The sequence below is a fragment of the Sulfurimonas aquatica genome (assembly GCF_017357825.1).
GTDB lineage: Bacteria > Campylobacterota > Campylobacteria > Campylobacterales > Sulfurimonadaceae > Sulfurimonas > Sulfurimonas aquatica.
The window spans coordinates 1317557-1335841 of the sequence record NZ_CP046072.1; the positions used below are offsets into that span (position 1 = coordinate 1317557).

The 18285-nt window shown below is 37.1% G+C and carries 23 protein-coding genes and 1 pseudogene; 5 read left to right on the top strand and 19 right to left on the bottom strand.

Annotated features, from left to right (window positions below; genetic code table 11):
• Positions 1 to 22: 22 nt before the first annotated feature.
• Together GJV85_RS06385 and GJV85_RS06390 are read right to left on the bottom strand one after the other, a co-directional pair.
• A complete protein-coding gene (locus tag GJV85_RS06385; RefSeq protein WP_207563030.1) occupies positions 23 to 655 on the bottom strand; it encodes a helicase-related protein in 633 nt (210 codons plus the stop codon).
• A 45-nt stretch (positions 656 to 700) separates the two neighbouring features.
• On the bottom strand, positions 701 to 1285 hold the full coding sequence (locus GJV85_RS06390; protein WP_207563031.1) for a cytochrome b/b6 domain-containing protein: 585 nt from the start codon (positions 1283 to 1285) through the stop codon (positions 701 to 703).
• A gap of 123 nt (positions 1286 to 1408) precedes the next feature.
• Here GJV85_RS06390 and GJV85_RS06395 point away from each other — a divergent pair, with 123 nt between their 5' ends.
• The gene (locus GJV85_RS06395) at positions 1409 to 2281 is read left to right on the top strand and encodes a radical SAM/SPASM domain-containing protein (protein WP_207563032.1); all 873 of its coding nucleotides are present in this window, start codon (positions 1409 to 1411) and stop codon (positions 2279 to 2281) included.
• Here the strand turns inward: GJV85_RS06395 and GJV85_RS06400 are convergent.
• From GJV85_RS06400 to GJV85_RS06455, 12 genes are all read right to left on the bottom strand, one after another.
• A complete protein-coding gene (locus tag GJV85_RS06400; protein WP_207563033.1) occupies positions 2254 to 2814 on the bottom strand; it encodes a GNAT family N-acetyltransferase in 561 nt (186 codons plus the stop codon). The genes GJV85_RS06395 and GJV85_RS06400 overlap by 28 nt on opposite strands.
• Positions 2815 to 2834: 20 nt before the next feature.
• Positions 2835 to 3473: an alpha/beta hydrolase-fold protein gene (locus tag GJV85_RS06405; RefSeq protein WP_207563034.1), complete on the bottom strand. Its 639-nt coding sequence runs from the start codon at positions 3471 to 3473 to the stop codon at positions 2835 to 2837.
• Positions 3474 to 3485: 12 nt separating this feature from the next.
• On the bottom strand, positions 3486 to 3758 hold the full coding sequence (locus tag GJV85_RS06410; RefSeq protein WP_207563035.1) for a hypothetical protein: 273 nt from the start codon (positions 3756 to 3758) through the stop codon (positions 3486 to 3488).
• A gap of 23 nt (positions 3759 to 3781) precedes the next feature.
• Positions 3782 to 4216 carry a thioredoxin family protein gene (locus GJV85_RS06415; protein WP_207563036.1) on the bottom strand — a complete coding sequence of 145 codons (435 nt, stop codon included), beginning with the start codon at positions 4214 to 4216 and terminating at the stop codon, positions 3782 to 3784.
• A 125-nt stretch (positions 4217 to 4341) separates the two neighbouring features.
• A complete protein-coding gene (locus tag GJV85_RS06420; protein WP_207563037.1) occupies positions 4342 to 5133 on the bottom strand; it encodes a bestrophin-like domain in 792 nt (263 codons plus the stop codon).
• A gap of 2 nt (positions 5134 to 5135) precedes the next feature.
• Complete coding sequence (locus GJV85_RS06425) at positions 5136 to 5915, bottom strand: 3'-5' exonuclease (protein WP_207563038.1); 780 nt, start codon at positions 5913 to 5915, stop codon at positions 5136 to 5138.
• 98 nt (positions 5916 to 6013) lie between these two features.
• Positions 6014 to 6838: a tRNA pseudouridine(38-40) synthase TruA gene (truA, locus tag GJV85_RS06430; protein WP_207563154.1), complete on the bottom strand. Its 825-nt coding sequence runs from the start codon at positions 6836 to 6838 to the stop codon at positions 6014 to 6016.
• A gap of 10 nt (positions 6839 to 6848) precedes the next feature.
• Complete coding sequence (locus tag GJV85_RS13845; RefSeq protein ID WP_207563039.1) at positions 6849 to 7748, bottom strand: DMT family transporter; 900 nt, start codon at positions 7746 to 7748, stop codon at positions 6849 to 6851.
• Positions 7745 to 9241, bottom strand: coding sequence for an ATP-binding cassette domain-containing protein (locus GJV85_RS06440; RefSeq protein WP_242689856.1), 1497 nt, complete (start codon positions 9239 to 9241; stop codon positions 7745 to 7747). The genes GJV85_RS13845 and GJV85_RS06440 overlap by 4 nt, the downstream gene beginning before the upstream one ends.
• Positions 9238 to 10479: a TIGR03862 family flavoprotein gene (locus GJV85_RS06445; protein WP_207563041.1), complete on the bottom strand. Its 1242-nt coding sequence runs from the start codon at positions 10477 to 10479 to the stop codon at positions 9238 to 9240. Before GJV85_RS06445 ends, GJV85_RS06440 begins: the two co-directional genes overlap by 4 nt.
• 77 nt (positions 10480 to 10556) lie before the next feature.
• Positions 10557 to 11033 (bottom strand): leucine-rich repeat domain-containing protein, encoded by a 477-nt coding sequence (locus tag GJV85_RS06450; protein ID WP_207563042.1) that lies wholly within the window; start codon positions 11031 to 11033, stop codon positions 10557 to 10559.
• Between the two features lie 11 nt (positions 11034 to 11044).
• On the bottom strand, positions 11045 to 11497 hold the full coding sequence (locus GJV85_RS06455) for a HEAT repeat domain-containing protein (RefSeq protein WP_207563044.1): 453 nt from the start codon (positions 11495 to 11497) through the stop codon (positions 11045 to 11047).
• Positions 11498 to 11780: 283 nt separating this feature from the next.
• On the opposite strand from GJV85_RS06455, the gene GJV85_RS06460 reads away from it, so the two are divergent.
• Complete coding sequence (locus GJV85_RS06460) at positions 11781 to 12128, top strand: hypothetical protein (protein WP_207563046.1); 348 nt, start codon at positions 11781 to 11783, stop codon at positions 12126 to 12128.
• A 27-nt stretch (positions 12129 to 12155) separates the two neighbouring features.
• Complete coding sequence (locus GJV85_RS06465; RefSeq protein ID WP_207563047.1) at positions 12156 to 12362, top strand: hypothetical protein; 207 nt, start codon at positions 12156 to 12158, stop codon at positions 12360 to 12362.
• 15 nt (positions 12363 to 12377) lie between these two features.
• Here the strand turns inward: GJV85_RS06465 and GJV85_RS06470 are convergent, their stop codons facing one another.
• Positions 12378 to 13079 (bottom strand): SOS response-associated peptidase, encoded by a 702-nt coding sequence (locus GJV85_RS06470; RefSeq protein ID WP_207563048.1) that lies wholly within the window; start codon positions 13077 to 13079, stop codon positions 12378 to 12380.
• 18 nt (positions 13080 to 13097) lie between these two features.
• The gene (locus tag GJV85_RS06475; RefSeq protein WP_207563049.1) at positions 13098 to 13625 is read right to left on the bottom strand and encodes a hydrogenase maturation protease; all 528 of its coding nucleotides are present in this window, start codon (positions 13623 to 13625) and stop codon (positions 13098 to 13100) included.
• Positions 13626 to 13776: 151 nt separating this feature from the next.
• On the opposite strand from GJV85_RS06475, the pseudogene GJV85_RS13815 reads away from it, so the two are divergent.
• A pseudogene (locus GJV85_RS13815) lies at positions 13777 to 14967 on the top strand (methyl-accepting chemotaxis protein); the annotation flags it as partial.
• Between the two features lie 126 nt (positions 14968 to 15093).
• Here the strand turns inward: GJV85_RS13815 and zntB are convergent.
• Positions 15094 to 16068 carry a zinc transporter ZntB gene (gene zntB / locus GJV85_RS06485; protein WP_207563050.1) on the bottom strand — a complete coding sequence of 325 codons (975 nt, stop codon included), beginning with the start codon at positions 16066 to 16068 and terminating at the stop codon, positions 15094 to 15096.
• Between the two features lie 309 nt (positions 16069 to 16377).
• On the opposite strand from zntB, the gene GJV85_RS06490 reads away from it, so the two are divergent.
• On the top strand, positions 16378 to 17082 hold the full coding sequence (locus GJV85_RS06490) for a hypothetical protein (RefSeq protein WP_207563051.1): 705 nt from the start codon (positions 16378 to 16380) through the stop codon (positions 17080 to 17082).
• Positions 17083 to 17088: 6 nt separating this feature from the next.
• Here the strand turns inward: GJV85_RS06490 and GJV85_RS06495 are convergent, their stop codons facing one another.
• On the bottom strand, positions 17089 to 17514 hold the full coding sequence (locus GJV85_RS06495) for a YiiD C-terminal domain-containing protein (RefSeq protein ID WP_207563053.1): 426 nt from the start codon (positions 17512 to 17514) through the stop codon (positions 17089 to 17091).
• A complete protein-coding gene (locus GJV85_RS06500) occupies positions 17493 to 18245 on the bottom strand; it encodes an acyl-[acyl-carrier-protein] thioesterase (protein ID WP_207563054.1) in 753 nt (250 codons plus the stop codon). The genes GJV85_RS06495 and GJV85_RS06500 overlap by 22 nt, the downstream gene beginning before the upstream one ends.
• Positions 18246 to 18285: the final 40 nt, after the last annotated feature.

Consider the following 18285-nt stretch of genomic DNA (forward strand, 5'->3'; position numbering starts at 1 on the left):
GAAATTATAGCATAAGAGGTTCTTACTTTAAAGAATCCTCTACAGGTACGTATGGGTTGGGTTTTTGTTTCTTTTTTTTATGGCGAGGTTTCTTTTTCTTTTTCTGGATCTTTGGTAGAGCTGTATGAGTAAAGGCTTCTATCTCCTCTTTTGGCATCTCATACTTCATCATGAGCTCTATCGTCTCAAGCATTTTTTCATCATCTATGCTTACAAAAGAGATAGACTCTCCTGTCTCATCAACCGCTCTAAGTGTCTTGAAGTAACTCTCAGGTTCTAATGGGAGGTCATAGTTAATGATTCTTTTGATGTCTGAGAGCTCAAGAAACTCATAGATTTTACTTGTAGTAATTAAAAGACCTTCATTATCAGCACTAAACTTACCTTTAGCCTCTTCGATTTGAGACGCTCTATGGTTACCGTGAATTACTATGGCGTTTATAGCTTTTTCCTTAAGATAAAGACCTAACGCGTCAGCTGTTTTCTTACTTTTTACGATGAGAGCGGTTTTTGTAGTTGGATTTTCTTTTAGAAATAGCTCAAGGTGCACAGGTTTATCATGCTGTTCTACGAAGTAGGCTACTTGCTTTGTGCGGTTTCCCACACTTATATAATCATAATATTTTTTTTTCGGTTTTGCAGTCTCTTCGCTCATAAATCATCCATGTATTGTTTAATCGAATTATAGCAGAGTTTATTTCTATACATTGTTTTGAGTATCTTTTCCGTGAATCATGCTTGAGACTAAACCATTCTCTTGGGTTGCATCTGCAAAAAAGACACCGCCAAGATGCAGAGGAATAAAAATAGCAATGTAGTAATAAACAAGCTCATGAATCTCTTTTATATCATGTGCAAGATCTTTACTTACACCTAAGTCTTTATAGAAGTAGATAAAAAAACCAGTTGCAACCATAACAAAAAAGCTAGTATATAGAACATAATAAGAAGCATGGACAACTTTGTGGTGCATATCTAAATCTTTAAAGGCAACTTTTTTACTTGAGTCTTTAAAATAGAGATAGACTCTAAATATCACAAGAGCCAAAAAGGCATAACCTAGGATGATATGCCACTCCCATAATTCTACTCGAAGTGCCTTAGCTAAAAGTACACTCTGCTCAGAAGTTATAGATATGTCAAAGCTTAAAAGTTTTTTGGTTAATATATCAGCATTTACACTCTTAGAGAGAAACGTCCATCTAAGAAGTACTGTCGCAACAAGTCCTAGCACTACAATGGCATTTAGCCAGTGCCAGATTCTAAATTTAAGTGTGTATTTCATCTTTTATCCTTTCGTTTGTCTATGTAATGAGTTATTATACAAATAATAGCTTAGTTTTTTAAATACTCTTATCGTTCTATTATTATGCTAAAATCCGCCTAAATAGATATATAAAGAGGTTTTATGCATTTTAACCGTGTACATATAGAAGTAACGAACATATGCGGTTTAGCATGTAGCTTTTGCCCACCAAAACTACAACCCACTAAAACCATGTCATTAGAGTTCTTTGAAAAAGTACTCTTAGAGTTAAAGCCTTACACTAAGTCTCTCGCATTTCATATTATGGGTGACCCTCTGATACTTTCTAATCTTTTTGAGTACTTGGAGTTGGCGTTTAAGCATGGCTTTGAAGTAGAACTTACTACAAGCGGATACTATCTTAGTAAAACTCCCATAGCAGTAATGTTTCACCCAGCGGTGAGACAGCTCAACATATCCCTTAACAGCTATAATAAAAATAGTTTAAATCTTAGTTTTGAAGAGTATATGGATGGAGTATTTAGTACGTGCAAGAGTAAGCTTGAGAGTTATCCAAAACCATTTATCAATCTAAGAGTTTGGAACCTTGATGACATTCTATGTGAGACGGAGTTTAACGCCATGCTATTTGATTCTATAGAGAAGTTCTTTGACGTGAAACTAAATCTAGATGAAATATATACTAATGGCGTTAAGTCTCTGCGTATTGCTTCTAAGGTACTGTTAAACTTTGACAACTACTTTGAGTGGCCTTCGCTTAAAAGCATGCATGACACTCAAGGGACTTGTTATGGCATAAAGTCTCATATAGGCATACTTGCCGATGGTAGTGTAGTTCCATGTTGTTTAGATGGAGAGGGAGTGATAAACTTAGGCAACTTACATGAGACGCACCTAAGTGAAGTACTTGGCTCAAAAAGAACGCAAGATATGATACAAGGCTTCGCTCAAGGTAGGGCAGTAGAGGAGTTATGTAGAAAGTGTAGTTATAAAGACCGCTTTGAAGTGTCGTAAACCAACTCATAGTAGTGGTTATTATTATATTCAAACTCTTGTATTACTTCAAGTCCTAGTTTTCTTTTGTGTGCTTCGTATGACCTAGGGTTTATCTTATTGACAAACGTAACGAGTATCGGAAATCTTTTTGACATACGCTCTCTAGAAAAATCAAATATTTTCTCTAAAACGCCACTACCTCTAACGCTCTTGTCTATACAGATGGGACCATACTGGTATGAGTTCTCTACGTTTAGCGTTTGGTTTAAGTAAGTAAGATTCTTTAAGTCCTTTATCATATGCTCAAACATTGGCCATATAGACCAAAACCGCCACGATGCAGCCATTACATATGCTAAGACCTTCTCACCTTCTAGTGCGATAAAAAGACCTTGCTCTTTAGTGATGAGCTCTGTAAGTTGCTCTTTTGTAAAAGGGGTTGTTACAAAACCATCTTTTTTATCTTCCTCTGCTATAGAGTCGACTTGATACTTATAGTGAAGTTCTAGAACTTTGTCTATGTCTGAGAGCTCTGCTACTTTAAACGTCATACTATGGATTCCTTTACTCTTTAGATTACTACATGCTCAAACATGTTTAAAACTTTTTTGAGTTTATGCTCTTTATCATCACCTGATTCTGGACAAAAGTCTAGGTGAGCTTTAATGTTACGCTTTTTGCACTCATTTGCAAAAGAGACTATTTCATTATTTTTAGAATCCTCATCGCAGAGATAAAAAATAGGAAAAGAGTCTGTCGCGTTTAAGAAGTTGTTGAGGTTATGCTCTTTTGTGTCCGTATTTGAAAGTTTGATGAGTGGAGCATGAGCAAAGACGGCGTTTGCTTTAGATAAAAGAGCATGTAAAATAGCGCCATATCCACCCATGGAAGAGCCGTACATATAAATGTCATCCTCACACTCAAGTTCATCCGCTTTTTGCTCTATGAGCTCTTGTAGGAGCTCTTTTATGAAGTGATCATCATTCTCGCCTAACCAGCAAGTGTGTTTTTCATTATCTGAGTAAGTGTCTATGGGCGTGAGTACATTCCACATCTTATACTCAAAATGTAGCATGTCTTCTCTATCTTCGTTATGAAGTACAACGATGAGCGGAACAAAATTTGAAGCAAACGCAGCGGGAGTAAAATGGTAGTGGAGTCTTCGTCCTTTGTCATCTTCAATGTATAAAAGCTCTTGTGCGTCTGTCATGTTATTGTCGTTCTAGTTCTCTAGCGGTACGTATATTTGGTACATTTCCCACCACTGCGCGAGGTCTCGCGCTACGTCTGAGTCTTTGTTTACGATATTCTCAAACATATCACTGTCAAAGTTTTTAAGTATGTCGGCTAACTCTTTTGTGCACTCGACTGGGTACTCATATGAGTCCGCACACTCTTCTATGTGATATGGTACCTCTTCGCCTAATGACTCTAGTACGTAAGCATAAAGTTGGCATGTTTTACGTAGTTGTATTTCTCTGTTTGAGTTACTCATTATTCATTATCCTTTTAAAATTATTATTTAAGGAGGCCTTCGGCCCATAAGCTAAGCTGTACTTGAGACATTTGAGCACTAACTCGGCTAACTTCTTGTCCATTTTTAAACGCGATAAGCGTAGGAAGACCACCAACGCCATACTCTTTAGCAACTTTTTGATGTTTATCGGCATTAACCTTTAAAAATCGCACCTTCATTGGAAAGCCAAGAGCAGCGTCTTCATAGTCGTCATACATCGCCATGCATGGTCCACAGCCCGGTGAATAAAAATCAACTATTATAGGAATCTCATTTTCTTTTATATGAGTAGAGCACTGCTCATCAGATACGTCTAAAGGAAAAGGATCAGATAGATCTCCTTGACACTGTGAACAAGTGACTTGCGCATCTTTCATTGCGGTAGAGATAGCGTTAACGCTATGACACTCTGGGCATACGACTTTTTGAGTTTCCATGATTGACCTTTAAATAAAAATATTTTCGCAGTATACACTTTTGTTTAAAAATAAAGATTAGATAATTTAGTACTTTTCATCATTAAAGATTAATTGAAACTAGTTAAACAAAAAAGTCTAAATAGCTATTTATTTAAACTAGTATGCAAATCAAGCATAATGTTTTGGTTAACCTGAATAATGCCACGTTTTGGTCTGTCTAAGTCAATTATTATGAAAACTATTAGCGTAATGAGTACCGATACCAATACAATTGGAGCAAAAATACGCTTTCCACTTAAGCCAGCGGAATAGCCCATTATCCCTCCTGATGAGATAAAAACGACAAATAGCAACATCAACACCACTTCTGGGACTTGCATATGCAGTAACGCGTTTCTTTTACCTTGGCTGTCTATGACGTCGTTAAGTGACTTTACAAACGCGCCTACCGTTACTGGACTAGGGTCGACATGAGTTGCCGATACAGCTAATGACCATAGTTCATTTTGTATGTTGGATATTTTTTTATTGTAGGATTTTCGCTCTTTCATCATAGTTAGGTTTAACTGACCAATTTCTATACGTAGACTGATATACTCTTGAAAAAGAGTATTTGCTTGATCTCTAAAATTTTCTGGAAGTAATTCAACGCGAAGAATAGCCGTCCCAATAGCGTTTGCTTCATCTATCAAAGCCATGCTTCTGTTGTCGTATCGCTGCATAGACATACTAAACGTAAATCCAAGTAGTAAGGCAAGTAAACCTAGTATACTAGCCTGAATAGAGCCTGTAAGAGATTTTACTTCCATATTTGTACGCGCTTGTATAAATCGACCGATTCTAAAACCAAATTCATTAAATAAAATCATTGCTATAAAGAGCGCTACGACTATCGCAACGCTACTATAATTGTAGAGTATTTCTTGTTCGTTCATATTTATTCCTTGAGTGATAAAACAGTTGAGTACTTTTCATCTTTAAAGTTTTCTTGAAACCATAGAGGCATCGCTTGCATAACAAATGGATATGTTTTTAAGAGGTGGACTGTGACGTCATAAACTATACACGCATCCTCTGCGGCATATTTGATTTGACTTTGTGACAATGTTGGGGTTTCCCAGTTTGAAGTAGACATGCTTTTTGATTTTTGTAAATTTTGATTTAAAAATATTCTAGCCGCTTTTTTCGCGCCTATACTATTTCGTGACGTCAGCTTACTTAGAACGCGATCTATGTCAATCGTCCCTCTCATCTTGATGCCAAACTCACTGTAGAGAGCTTCTCTATCTCCGACTAAATTTATTCCAACTTTAACGATATTATCATTCTCTATTAGAGCTATTAATGAACTTATGTCCTTGATTTTTTTTATTTGAATGACATAGCATAGATTGGGAGTGGCAAGCTGGATTACAGCGACTCCATTTGGCGTTTCGCCTTTTTTAAACGTCGGTTTTTGCTCACTGTCAAAGCCAATAAGTCTGGTGTACTTAAGTGACTCTATGGCCAAGTCTAACTCCTCTTTGTTTTGAATAACGCTTATCTCTCGACCTTGAGTAGAATAAGCTGGCATAGTTGTAGTAATATCTGGTCTAGGAGAGTCCAGTAGAGCAAAAAACTCTGTTAATTGGCTAAGAGACTCCGACGCACTAGGGAGTGCTTCTAAAAGGGCTTTATCTAACTGTTGAAGCGCTTCTTCTCCAGCAAAGTCACGCATTAGTTTGAGTCTATGTTTATCTGATATTGTATGAATGATTTTGATTATATTTTCCTAGTTAATTTTAAAAGTATAAGTATAGCAAAGTACTTTTAATCCTAATAAGCGACTCGAATGAGATGCAGACCTCGCGACTTTGCTCGTGAACTTATCTTTTTTTCTTTGTGGTTTTTTAGTGCTTCGTTTATATCAGTTAAACTAAGTTGCTCTCTGCCAAGAGAAAATAGCGAGCCCGCAATATAGCGAACCATATATCTTAAAAAACCCTCGCCAACGATTTTAAGACAATAAAGCTCATTTGCAAATAGAGAGTGCTCAACTCTCACTATTTCGCAGCTAATAATGGTACGGATGGTGGAATCCATACTCGCGTCTCTTTTTGCAAAGCTATAAAAATCATGTTCACCAATGAAGAGTTTACAAGCCTCTTGCATAAGTTTTATGTTGAGTGGGTTTGTATTTGAAGAGGGGATATGCGCGGTTATATCATTAGTGAGTGGATTATACACGCCGTCTGTGCAAAAGTAGTAGTGGTATTCTTTGCTTTTGGCGTCCTTATTAGGATTAAACGCCGCTTGAGAATGCTCACACCTTAAGATACGGATATCATCAGGTAGTAGGGAGTTCATACCAAGCAAAAGTTTTTCTGACGCTATTTCTAGAGGTATGGAGATTTTTATAACTTGTCCTTGCGCGTGAACTCCAGCGTCTGTCCGACTTGCTACGGAGATATTACAGCTTTGATATTTACATATCTTTTGTAACGCATGATGAATTGTTGCCTGAACTGTTTGTTTTTCTTGATTTTCTCCGAGATCTTGCCAGCCATAGTAACTACTGCCTTTGTATGAAATTATAAGACGATGGTGATACTCTAGTGATGTTTGCTGACTTATTTTGATTTTAGTTTTCCTAGTTGATATTACTGTATGATTAAAAGTCTAAGTTTACCTTTCTTTTATAAAACAAAGAGAGATATATTCCAAAAGCGATTAGCATAGCGCCTAGCAGATGGTAGGTTTCTAGAGTTTCCCCTAAAAATATAGAAGCTAAAATAATCCCAAATATTGGCATAAGGTGCGTAAACTGCGCTGTTTTTGAAGCCCCAATCTTTTCTATTCCGTAGTGCCAGAAGTAATATGAAGCTATTGATGGAAAAATTGATACGTATAAGAAGATAGGGTAATTGTTCTTGAGTACTTCTAACTCTTTTTCAATGGAGTAACCTTGATATAAATAAAATGGCGACAATACTAAAAGTCCCATGGCAACGATGGTGGCAAAATACTCATAGTCATTTAAATCTTTTGGTTTGTACTTTATCAAAACAGAGTACAGAGCCCATGCGGTTGAAGAGATGATTATGAGGATGTCTCCTTGGTTAAACTTTAGGGAAAATATGTTCGAAACATCAGCTCTTAGGATTAAAAAAATCACACCTAAAGTAGATAGGATTATTCCTATGGTTTGGTATGAATTTATTTTCTGTTTTAAGATAAAAAAAGACATCAAAAGTACTAAAATTGGCACAGTAGAGTTTATTATCAGAGCGTTTGTGGAAGTAGTAGTCGTTAGCCCAAAGTATAAGAGGGTGTTAAATGCTGTAATTCCAAGAATAGATAGAATAGCTAAGATTTTAAAATTTTGTTTTAGAGAATTTAGTATGTTTTTACGTCTTTTGATTAAAATAGGAGATATTATCAAAAAAACAAACAACCATCTAAAAAAAGCTAATTCTAAAGGCGTGACATCATCTTTTATATATCTACCTATGATAAAGTTTACAGACCAAAATAGTACACATAGCGTTATCAAAAAATAAGTTTTTATCATAATGTCTCCTCAATCGTATAGCGATGCTTTTTGCTCTTGTTAAATATCCACCGTTTTGTACTGATGTTTTCTAAAAAAGCCTTGTCATGAGTAATGAATAGTAGCGCGCCTTCATACTCTCTCAAAGAGGCTTCAAGTAGTTGTATGGACTCTAAGTCCATATGATTGGTCGGTTCGTCAAGTATGATTAAAGAGGGCTGTTTTAACAGCCCTTGTGCGATTAGAAGCTTTCTCATCTCACCCGGACTTGGTATGGCACTGTTTAGTAGCGCTTTGGCATCTGAACCTAATCTCTGAACTAGGGTAAAAAGCTCGCCCTTAACTTCAGCGTCTAAACTGCTGACCTCTTCAAACAATAGCTCTGCTTGTTTATCGGTAATCTCTTGAGGAATGTAGAGAAAATCCTGTTCAAAGTTTATTTTTTCAATAAAGTAGCCAATAAAGGTGCTTTTTCCAGCACCATTTTCTCCACTCATGCCAACTTTGTCACCAACATCTACAGATAATCTAGGAAAACATAACTCTGTTGACTCAAAAAGTGTTATGCACTCTTTCTCAACTGCTATAGGAAAGTTATGTTTGGCAATTTCTCCTTCAAACTTTATTCCCGTTGCATACTCTTTTGAGAGTTTATCCATATTTTCACTTAAGTGGCGTTGTTTAGTGAGCGTTCTCTGGAGCACTTGTCCGTCATTTTTGTCTTTGCCAGTGAGTATGGCACCGTTTATCTTCTCTTTAAGTGAGCTATCGTGTCTGCCTACATTTTTCTTTGAAAAGCGTTTTTTTGCTAGAGAGACCTTTTCTCTTTGAACTTGAACGCTCTTGCTAAGTTTTTTTAGTTCATGCTCTTGTTCTTCAAGTACCTTTTTCTTGTGAGAGAGTGTCTCGTTATAAGCTTGTTCGGCTAAAGAAAACTTTGACTTGTACGTTAAAACTTCACCCGCTTTTATCATTAGAGTATGTTGTGAGAGCTCATCGAGTAGGGCTCTATCGTGACTCACTAGAATACCTACACCCTTATAACTACGAAGTGCCTCAACGACTATGGCTTGCGACTTGCTATCGAGATGATTTGTTGGTTCATCGACCATAAGCACGTCACTATCACTTGAGAGTGCTACTGCTAGTTGTAAGCGTTTGCGTTCACCATGGCTGAGCACTTTCCAAGAACCTAACCACTCATCTTTGACCTGCAAAAGGTCTCTGAGTTTATACGCTTCTTTTGTGTAGGTCATCATAAACTCCTCAAGCTCAAGAGGGGGCAATTCAGTGTTTTGAGCGCAGTAAACTACTAGCTCATTCCCGATAATCATCCCTTTTTCACTATACAGCTCTTTGAGTATCAGTTTCAAGAGCGTACTTTTACCAGAACCGTTTATCCCAGTTATAGCACTCCACCCCTTTTCAAAGTCCAAGTTTATGGCATTAAAAATGGGTTCTGCCGCACTTGGGTACTTGTAGTATAGGTCTCTAATCTTTAAGCTATTTATCACTCGCTATGTTCTTTGAGTAATTTTAAAAGGCCCTCTGCGGCTTGCTTGCCTTGAGCCATCACGCCAGTAAGTAGATAACCCCCAGTAGGCGCTTCCCAGTCTAGCATTTCGCCAACGCAAAATACTCTAGGAAAATCTTTGAGCATCAAATGTTCATCAAGGTTTTCAAATGCTAAACCACCAGCGGTACTGATAGCCTCTTGAAGAGGTCTATGAGAGTCTAGTGTTAGGGGAAACTTTTTGAGTCTCTTTGCAACTAACTCTGGCTCGCTTAACATCTCTTTAGTCAAAACTTCTCTTAGTAAAGAGGCCTTAACGCCATCTAAGCCAATGCGTTTCCAAAAAGCGCTCAAACTCTGCTTACCACGAGGGGCGCTTAGTTGCTCTTTGAGCTTACTTTCACTACGATGTGGAAATAGGTCCAGATAGACCGTTAGTGGAGATTTCCGCTCTATAAGCTCTCTTAAATATTTTGAATGTGTATAGATTAAACTTCCCTCAACGCCATACTCACTTACTAGAAGTTCGCCTAGTTTGGAGTGAAGATTTCCGTTTATGTCTCTGAAACTAAGTTCTACGTTTTTAAGAGGAGTTCCGGAAAATTTCTCTTTAAATATCTTTGTAAAAGTCATGTTAAAGCCCATATTTGCAGGCTTGAGTGGCGTTATACTCAAAGCTTTTTCTTGGAGTATTTTAGTCCAAGCACCAGTTGAGCCTAGTTGTGGCCATGAAGCGCCACCTAACGCCAGTATAACCGCGTCAAAGGAGTACTCTTTAAGACCATCTGGCGTTTGGAACCGCCAGATATCCTTAGACCAACTCACTAGCTGATGTTTCATCTTAAACTCTGTCTTATTTGCTTTTAGTTGATGTAGCCAAGCGCGAAGTAGGGGTGCTGCTTTTTTATCTAGGGGATAGACTTTACCTGAAGAGCCAACATACGTCTCAAAGCCAAAGCTCTCTGCCCATAAACGCATCTCATTAGCGTTAAATAGCTCTAACGCAGGTTTTAAATAATCTTCTGCTTCAAAGTAATGACTTGAAAAGGGGATAGAATCCTCAGCATGTGTAAGGTTTAAGCCTCCACGACCCGCTTGTAAAAACTTTCGTCCAACGGAGGGCTTTGCGTCAAATACCATAGGGGTGTAACCTGTGTTAGATAAAACTTCTGCCGCCATGAGACCAGCGGGACCAGCGCCGATTATTGCAATCTTGTACGGTAGCGAGTCTAGCGACATGTATGGAGTCCTTTGATAGTTTAAATATTGGGTTGTTTGCTAAAAATTTATTTTAAAAGTATAGCTAAGCTAAGCTTTTAGTATTTATAGATTTTTAGCAGTGGAAGCATCTTTTGCATCTCTTCAAAACTAGGAGACTCTAAAGGATTATCTGAAATATCAAGGTATACAAAAAGAGGAAAGTGACTCAAATCTGGGAGCGATGAGAGTTTGTTTGTGTGGATAACTAGCTTTTTTAGCCTCGCTTGACTCTTTAGCATGCTGATATCAGATATAAAATTGTTTGCTAAAAAAATGAATCGTAGTTTTGGCAACTGCTCTAGGACTGAAATATCATCTATTTTGTTCCCAGTCAGAGCTAGTTTATGCAGGTTACTCATATGTGATAAGAGACTAATGTCGCTGATGTTGTTTTGTGAAAGTGAAAGAGCCCCAATCCAAGAGACTTCAAGTATCTCTTTTGGAATCTCGTCAAGCTCTAAACCTTTAAGGTCTAGATAGTGCAGGTTCTCTTTTTTAGTCACTTCTATTCGTCTTAGCGCTTCTTCTAGCATTAACTATCCTTTTACTTTTTAGGTAAACAGTTATATGATGTTTTGACCCATGAGTCAAACTTGTTTTTCTTTTCATACTCCATAACGTCATACATTTCAGGATTTTGTTTTTTTAAGGCAATTTTGAAAGTAAGTAAACATAACTTATCCATCTCTTTGTCATTTTTTACCTTCAAAAACTCCTTTATAAAGTCCTCTAGCTTGTAGCCAATATTCTTTTTTCCTAGCGTTATGGGTTTGCCATTTTTTTGTATGCCAAGTGTTTTTGCAGCTTTAAACGCCAGTTCTTTAACTTTGTAGACCTTGTCGTGTAAAGCTAACCTTAGGATTACCTCTCGTGACTCTAGGCAGTCATACATTTTTAACTCGTTGAGCGCTTCGAGACGCGCTTTGTAGTCAGATTTTAAACCAGCTTGTTTTATCAGTTGCTCTATATTTCCAGGTGTTTCTTTTAGTAATGCCACGTAAATTTTCCTTGCGTTATTCGCTGTGTATTTTCTATACTAATTATACATTTAATGACGCAGTATAGCGTATACCTGGGATAACATAGTTAAGATAGGTGCTTATTTTGGGGTATAAACCCAGAGAATAGTAGTTGAATTTTTTTACTAGACATTGATTTTGAATGAGAATGATTAGATGTGTATTCATTTAATAACAAGAAGTAGTATAAAAAACTTATCGAATGTACAGCTATATCTGTTATAAATCCATATTAATTTACATTCTATCATGGAGAAAACAATGACAAACAATGAAACAGCGCCTCAAACAGAAGAAAAAGGGTATGAGGTTATATCTTTTGAGCAAGTGGTAGGATTTAACTATACATTGCCTGATGAAGACGAGCCAAGAACTATTGAGCGTGAAATAACTTTTGTTTGGGAAGAGAGCATTGAAAAGTTCAAAGAAGAGCATGGTAGCGATAAGCCTTACAAAGTAAATAGCTTTAAACGCGAGAGAGAACAAAAGGCGTTTATAGAAAGACTAGAAGATCTAACTGACGACGCCATAGAAGAAGTTCAAGAAGAGATAGCTAACAAAATGAAGTTCGGTTTTGAGTTTAGCGGACAACTACATAACGACGACTAAATAACCGAGAAATTAGTAAGTAAAACAATGGAATATGAATTTATAGAGTTTAAAGTAGGGCAGCGATGGAAAACTCGCATGGGCCGTACATTTATAATTAAAGAGATTCGCGAAGAAGAGTACGCTCTTGTATGCATTAGCATGGATACTGGCAGAAAACACTTTTTTGATGAAGATGGTTATGAAGTCCCAGGTTATCCTACTGATGGTGATTTAGTAGAACATATCTCTTAGTGGCTATTTAAAAACCTAAAAAAGTGTTCCTTGTCTGGGTTTTACCTCTAAGTCCTCTATAATACACTCTATAGAGTTGTTTTTGACGCTATTTACCAACTCACTCACAGGGAAGTACCTTATCTTATCACTTGGAAGTGCAATTAAGAGGCTATTTAGCTCGCTGTAGCTACTTCTAGGGTTAAGCCACAACTCCCACTGGTTAGACTCTAAGATGACAGGCATACGGTCATGAAGTTTCGCTATCTTTTCATTTGGCTCCGTTGTGAGTAGCGCGCATGTAAGTATGCTCTTTTGTAGTGCATTGTCATACCACGATTCATAAATACCCGCAAATGTAAAATAATCTCCACTAGTAGATACTATAAAGTGAGCTTTGCTTGTTTTACTCACTGCGTCTTTTTTCCACTCAAAGTAACCATTAAGAGGGATAAGACATCTTCTTTGCTTGTAGGCTTCTTTGAAACTACTCTTTTCAAATACTGTTTCACTTCGCGCGTTTATCTGCATACTCGAACGCTGAGAAGCCCAAGAAGGGATGAGTCCAAAGTGTGCATAAGCGTAAACTTTGGCGTTTGTATATATGGGTATGTTTAATGTGGGGGCTATGTTGTAGCGTTTGTTTAAGAGACCGACAGTGTCTCTAAAGGGCCCAAACTTCTTTGCAATATCTTGCTTAAAAGCAAGGTCGTCAAATATACTTAGTCGTCCAGGCATCTGTATTTTTTTAAAGAGTTAGTTTGTAAAGCTAGCTATTATGCTCTCTATCGTTTGTTTTTCAGCTTTTTCATCAGATGTAAATCCCTTATCTTCTAGTGATTTTACAAGCATTGCTACATATGCCTCAAATGTCTTAATAAGAGCGTCGCTTAAACCAATTTTTGGTTCAATAGTCTCTGGAATAATTGCAAGAAGACTAACTTTAGGTAGTGCATTTCCTTGGTGTTCGATTAAGTTTAGGCATCCAAGTACGCTTGTCTCGTTGTCATCTTCATCCGTACTAAAACCACGAAACGTATCCATAGGAAACTGATATATCGCTCCTGGAGAATCTTCCATCCCAATGACGTCAAGGACAATTATCTCCTCATACTCCATAAAAATATTGAGCAAGCTCATTCCTTCAACACCACCATGGATGATATCCACACTTGGGTGAAAACTGTAATTAGACTCTAGATATTTACTAGCATATAAAGCTATACCTTCATCTTTATGTAATATATTTCCGACGCTTAAAATAGCAATTTGTTTTTTATTCATGCCGCATTTTAACTAAAGTATCCAATAAAAAAATAAAGGGGGTAGGTGAGCTAACGAGGTTTAGATTTATCAAAGTTTTGTATAATGCTTACTCGTGGATGGAATAATTAATGCTACAAAACTGTAGATTTAGATATGCAAAGGTGCTCAAATGTACAAAATGTTATCGCTAAAGATGAAAGTGTTTATTCCTGTGGGAATAGCTTCTATTATAAGCATATTGCTAGTGGGTTATATAGTTAAAGAATCTACTAAGAACAATGTTCTAGAATTAGTAAAAGAGTATGAAAATATCGACAAAGATGCTGTTTTGGCAGCTTCTTCAAATGTAATGCAAGAGACGTTAATATGGATAATCTGTTTAGACTTTATAGTTTTTTTTATGTTGTTCTATGTACTAAATAAGTATATTATTAAAGAACTCAATGTCTTTTCAAATGGACTCAATGATTTTTTTAGTTTTTTATCAAAAAAGAAAAATGACATCACTCCTTTAGAAGTTAATAGTAGTGACGAGATAGGCAAGATGTGTATTTCTATCAACGAAAGTATACAAAACGCTAAAAAAAGCATTGAAGATGACAATGAACTCGTCGCGAACGTGACTGAAATCACTAAAGCTATAGACTTGGGTGATATCAGTAAAAGAATAAATATACACTCTAACAATCCCTCACTTATGAACTTAAAAGACGTCTTCAACGAAATGCTTGAAAATCTTCAAAGAAACGTCGGCGAAGATATGAATAGTATAGAAAAAAGTTTAACTGCCTACACAAATATGGACTTTACAGCAGGATGTCCTGATTGTGACTCAAAGTTAGACGACATGATTTACAACCTAGGTGAAGACATATCTAAAATGTTAGTGAAAAATTCAGATGACGCCCAAGAGTTGCAAGAGAGATCACAGCATCTAAACGAGTTTGTAGAGGAGCTTATTAAAGCCTCTCATGAGCAGTATGAACATACAAAAGAGTCCCAAGTCGCCACAGCTGAGATAACGTCGAGCATCACAGACATGGTGCACCAAGCCAGTGAAGTTGGTTCACAGTCTCAAGAGATAAAAAGTGTAATAAGTATCATCGGAGATATCGCAGAGCAGACAAATCTTTTGGCGTTAAATGCCGCTATAGAAGCAGCAAGGGCAGGTGAACATGGACGTGGTTTTGCCGTGGTCGCTGACGAGGTCAGACAACTCGCCGAAAGAACGAAAAAATCACTCTCTGAAATCAGCATAAGTATAAACACTTTAGTACAGTCCATCGCTACGATAGTGCAAAACCTAGAAGTTCAAGGCAAGAAGCTTGATAGTTTTAATGACATCATAGAGTCGATGAATGAAAACACTAATAACTCGTACACAATCGTGACAAAAACCAGCGAACTAGCAAAATCCTTGGATTTAAGCGCGGTAAAAATTCTAGAGGATATTAACTCAAAAAAGTTTAAGAGATAACTTTTTTGATTACATCCACTTCTTTCGTTTAAAAAACCATATCTGTCCAGTGGCTATTGCAATTAAAATGAAGCAGAAAATGACAAACGCCCATTTACTTTCTGTACCAGGGATACCACCCACATTAATACCAAGTAGACCTGTTAAAAGGCCAAGAGGAAGGAAAATACCTGCCACGATGGACAATACGTACATTGTCTTGTTCATTTGCTCAGCTAAACGGTTGTTGAGTTCTTCTTGCGTAACGGTTGCTCGATCTCGTACAGAATCAAGATCTTCAACATAGCGCATAGTACGGTCGGCAATTTCTCTTAAACGCATACGTTCCATCTCGCTTAGCCAATCAACTTTCTCGCTATGTAGCCTAACCATCACATCTCGCTGGGGAGCGAGATAGCGGCGTAAAGAGATTGCTGAGCGACGAATGTCTGCGATTTTTCGTCTAAGATCATAACTCTGTTCCATGAGCACTTCATCTTGGAGTTCATCAACGGAGTCATCAATATCGGAGATGATAGTGCCCATACGCATGATCAGACGGTCGGACAGGTCTTCTAGGAATGCACCTGGTCCTGAAGGAGCATCTCCTGATTTTACAGCTTGATAAAGATCGTCAATTGCCATAACTCGGCGATGTCGCAACGTCACAATGCGATTGGTGTCTATCCAAAGCCTGATTGACACCATATCTTCTGGGTCTGCACCCGGATTAAGATTGACGCCACGCAAAATCAATAGCATTCCCCCTTTGTGTACGAAAGATCTTGGACGGGTCTCCTCAGTCGTCAATGATTCGGCAATAACAGGGTCAATCAAACTGTCATTTTTAATCCACTCCTGAGCGTCGTCTTCAGTATAATCCAGATGAATCCAAAGTTTACCCTCGCTAGGATTCCATTTCTTTACACCATCAAAATCAATGCTCTTTCCACCACCTTTCCCATCTAATATGAAAGCAAATACAAGCCCGCTACTGTTGTCCATCTGATTGTCCTTATATATTTTAGTTTTTTTTGCTTATTAAATAATTTAATAAAAGTACTATTGGCAATATATCTATTTCTACTTTAAAATTAACAACTCTGATAATACTCATATAATATTTACTCCATGTTTATTCAATAAAATATTACAAAACTGAGTAAAGCCTATTAAGTCTATTATCGTATATGCGTAAATGTGGAGATATTAACTCAAGGGTTGTATTTTGGGTGTACTTTCAACTTAAAAAGCATTGCTTTAAGTTAATAAGTTATATAAGTTCATATATAATTTTCCAAATGAGGTGAAAAAATGTCTCCTAAATTTAATGTTTCAATTACAGAGTTTCAAAAAATCAATAAAATAGAAAACGCTTGGGGTGCTGATGACTATATCGCGCTTCTAGATAGTATGGATCTTGGCGATGATGAACTTAGTTCAATGAATGAGGCGGACCTTAAAGAGATGTGTAAAATGTCTTTAGCCGACTTTGAACCAGAAGAAGCAGCGAACTATGTTATTACGTATCTTATGCAAGATGAACTTACTGAAGGTAAACTTGAGCAGATATCCAACGAAATGATGGATGATAAGCTATGGGAACAATTTGCGGACCTTTCTTTCCACGAAAGATTTTTTAATTCTTACGAGCTGTTAAGAGAATCTTTTAATGGTAGATTTCCAAAGCCAACGGGTGTAAAAATGGCCATCAAGATATCTTCTAAAAACAAAGAGAGCTTTAACGTTTTTGCAAATTCACTTAAACCTGCAATTGTGAGATTACTGGCAGCAGGTGTGGATGAGCACGCTATATTTAACCGTCTTTATGATGAAAAAATCGCTAGTAATAATTTTAGTGAAGCACAAAGTATTTTATGGAAAATAAAAGAGATGTCAAAATCAGACCTTGAAGTCACCTATGAGATAATTAGTTCTGAATTTTGGCTTGGTGATTTAGAAAATAGAGAACCTTATGAAGCACAAACCCATGCTGATAAAATGGAAGATGAGGAATAAACGATACTAGAGTGCTTGAACAAACCAAATGAAAGATGCTTGAGAAGTCAGCACACCATTTATATCTTTGACTTCAACATCAATCTGAAGCGAGCCTCTACCTTTTTTCTCAAACTGCGCTTTGAACTTTTCAACGGCTTCTTCATTTGTGGATGAAATGGCAACTATCTTCTCATGAGCAGGTTTTTTGTACTTTATCTGAGCATCTCTTAAGAGAGGTAAAACTTTTCCTTCAAGGCTAGGAAAAAGCTTCTGAAGGTGAAGACCGCTTTGTGTCTCTGCTAGTGTGAACTGAGCACTTGCATGAATCGTTTTTATGTGGTTTAGTACATTATCCTTGTACTCTAATGAAAGCTCATCGTTTTCATCTTTAATACCAATGTGATTTACGAATGGGATATCTGTTGCTTTCATCTGAGTATTTTTTTCCATACTGTTTTTGCTGTAGCACAAGTTCTCTCTTCACCCTCAACATGGATGGCGTGCACAAAAGAGTTCTCATCCTCGCCTTTGTTTGTTAATGAAACGATGACATCGCCATACTCCGCTTCTTTTAGAAAACGCCCATCTATGGAGTGTAGATAGTAGTTGTCTGTGATTTCTTCAGGGACTGATTCGACTAGCCATTGTAAATATCGAATATTGTTAACGTGTTTGTTTGTGTCTGTGTCGTATATGTTCACTTTGAATTTTTTCATATAGTTTGCAGAGCTAATCGCATCTATCTTAGACGATATGTCATGCTCTATAGATACTTCTTCACAAAATGACCACTGTTCTTTAAAGTCATTTAGTATCTTTGTAGGTCTTCTCTTTTCTATGTCAAAAAAGAGCCATAAACCTTTTGCTCTGCCGATAACATTGTAATCTGCATCGTATATGACGTTTTCTCTAATGCCTCTAATGGATTGATACTTGGATAACCATGTCCTTATGACAATCTTTTCTTTGTACTTAGGGTATCTATCCATCTTCATAATGCCAGAGAGCAGTACCCAACCAAGGTTTTGAGACATAAGAGAAAAGAGGTCATGTCCTATACTCGCACAATGATCAGCCGCTGTTTCTTGGAGTAGCGTTAGCATGGTAATAGATGAAGCACAACCTGACTTATCCATTTCAAAATACCTTAGTTCAAACTCTTTGTCAAAGTAATTTTTCATTTAATGATTTCCTTTGTTTTTGCATAACGGTTAACTTTAG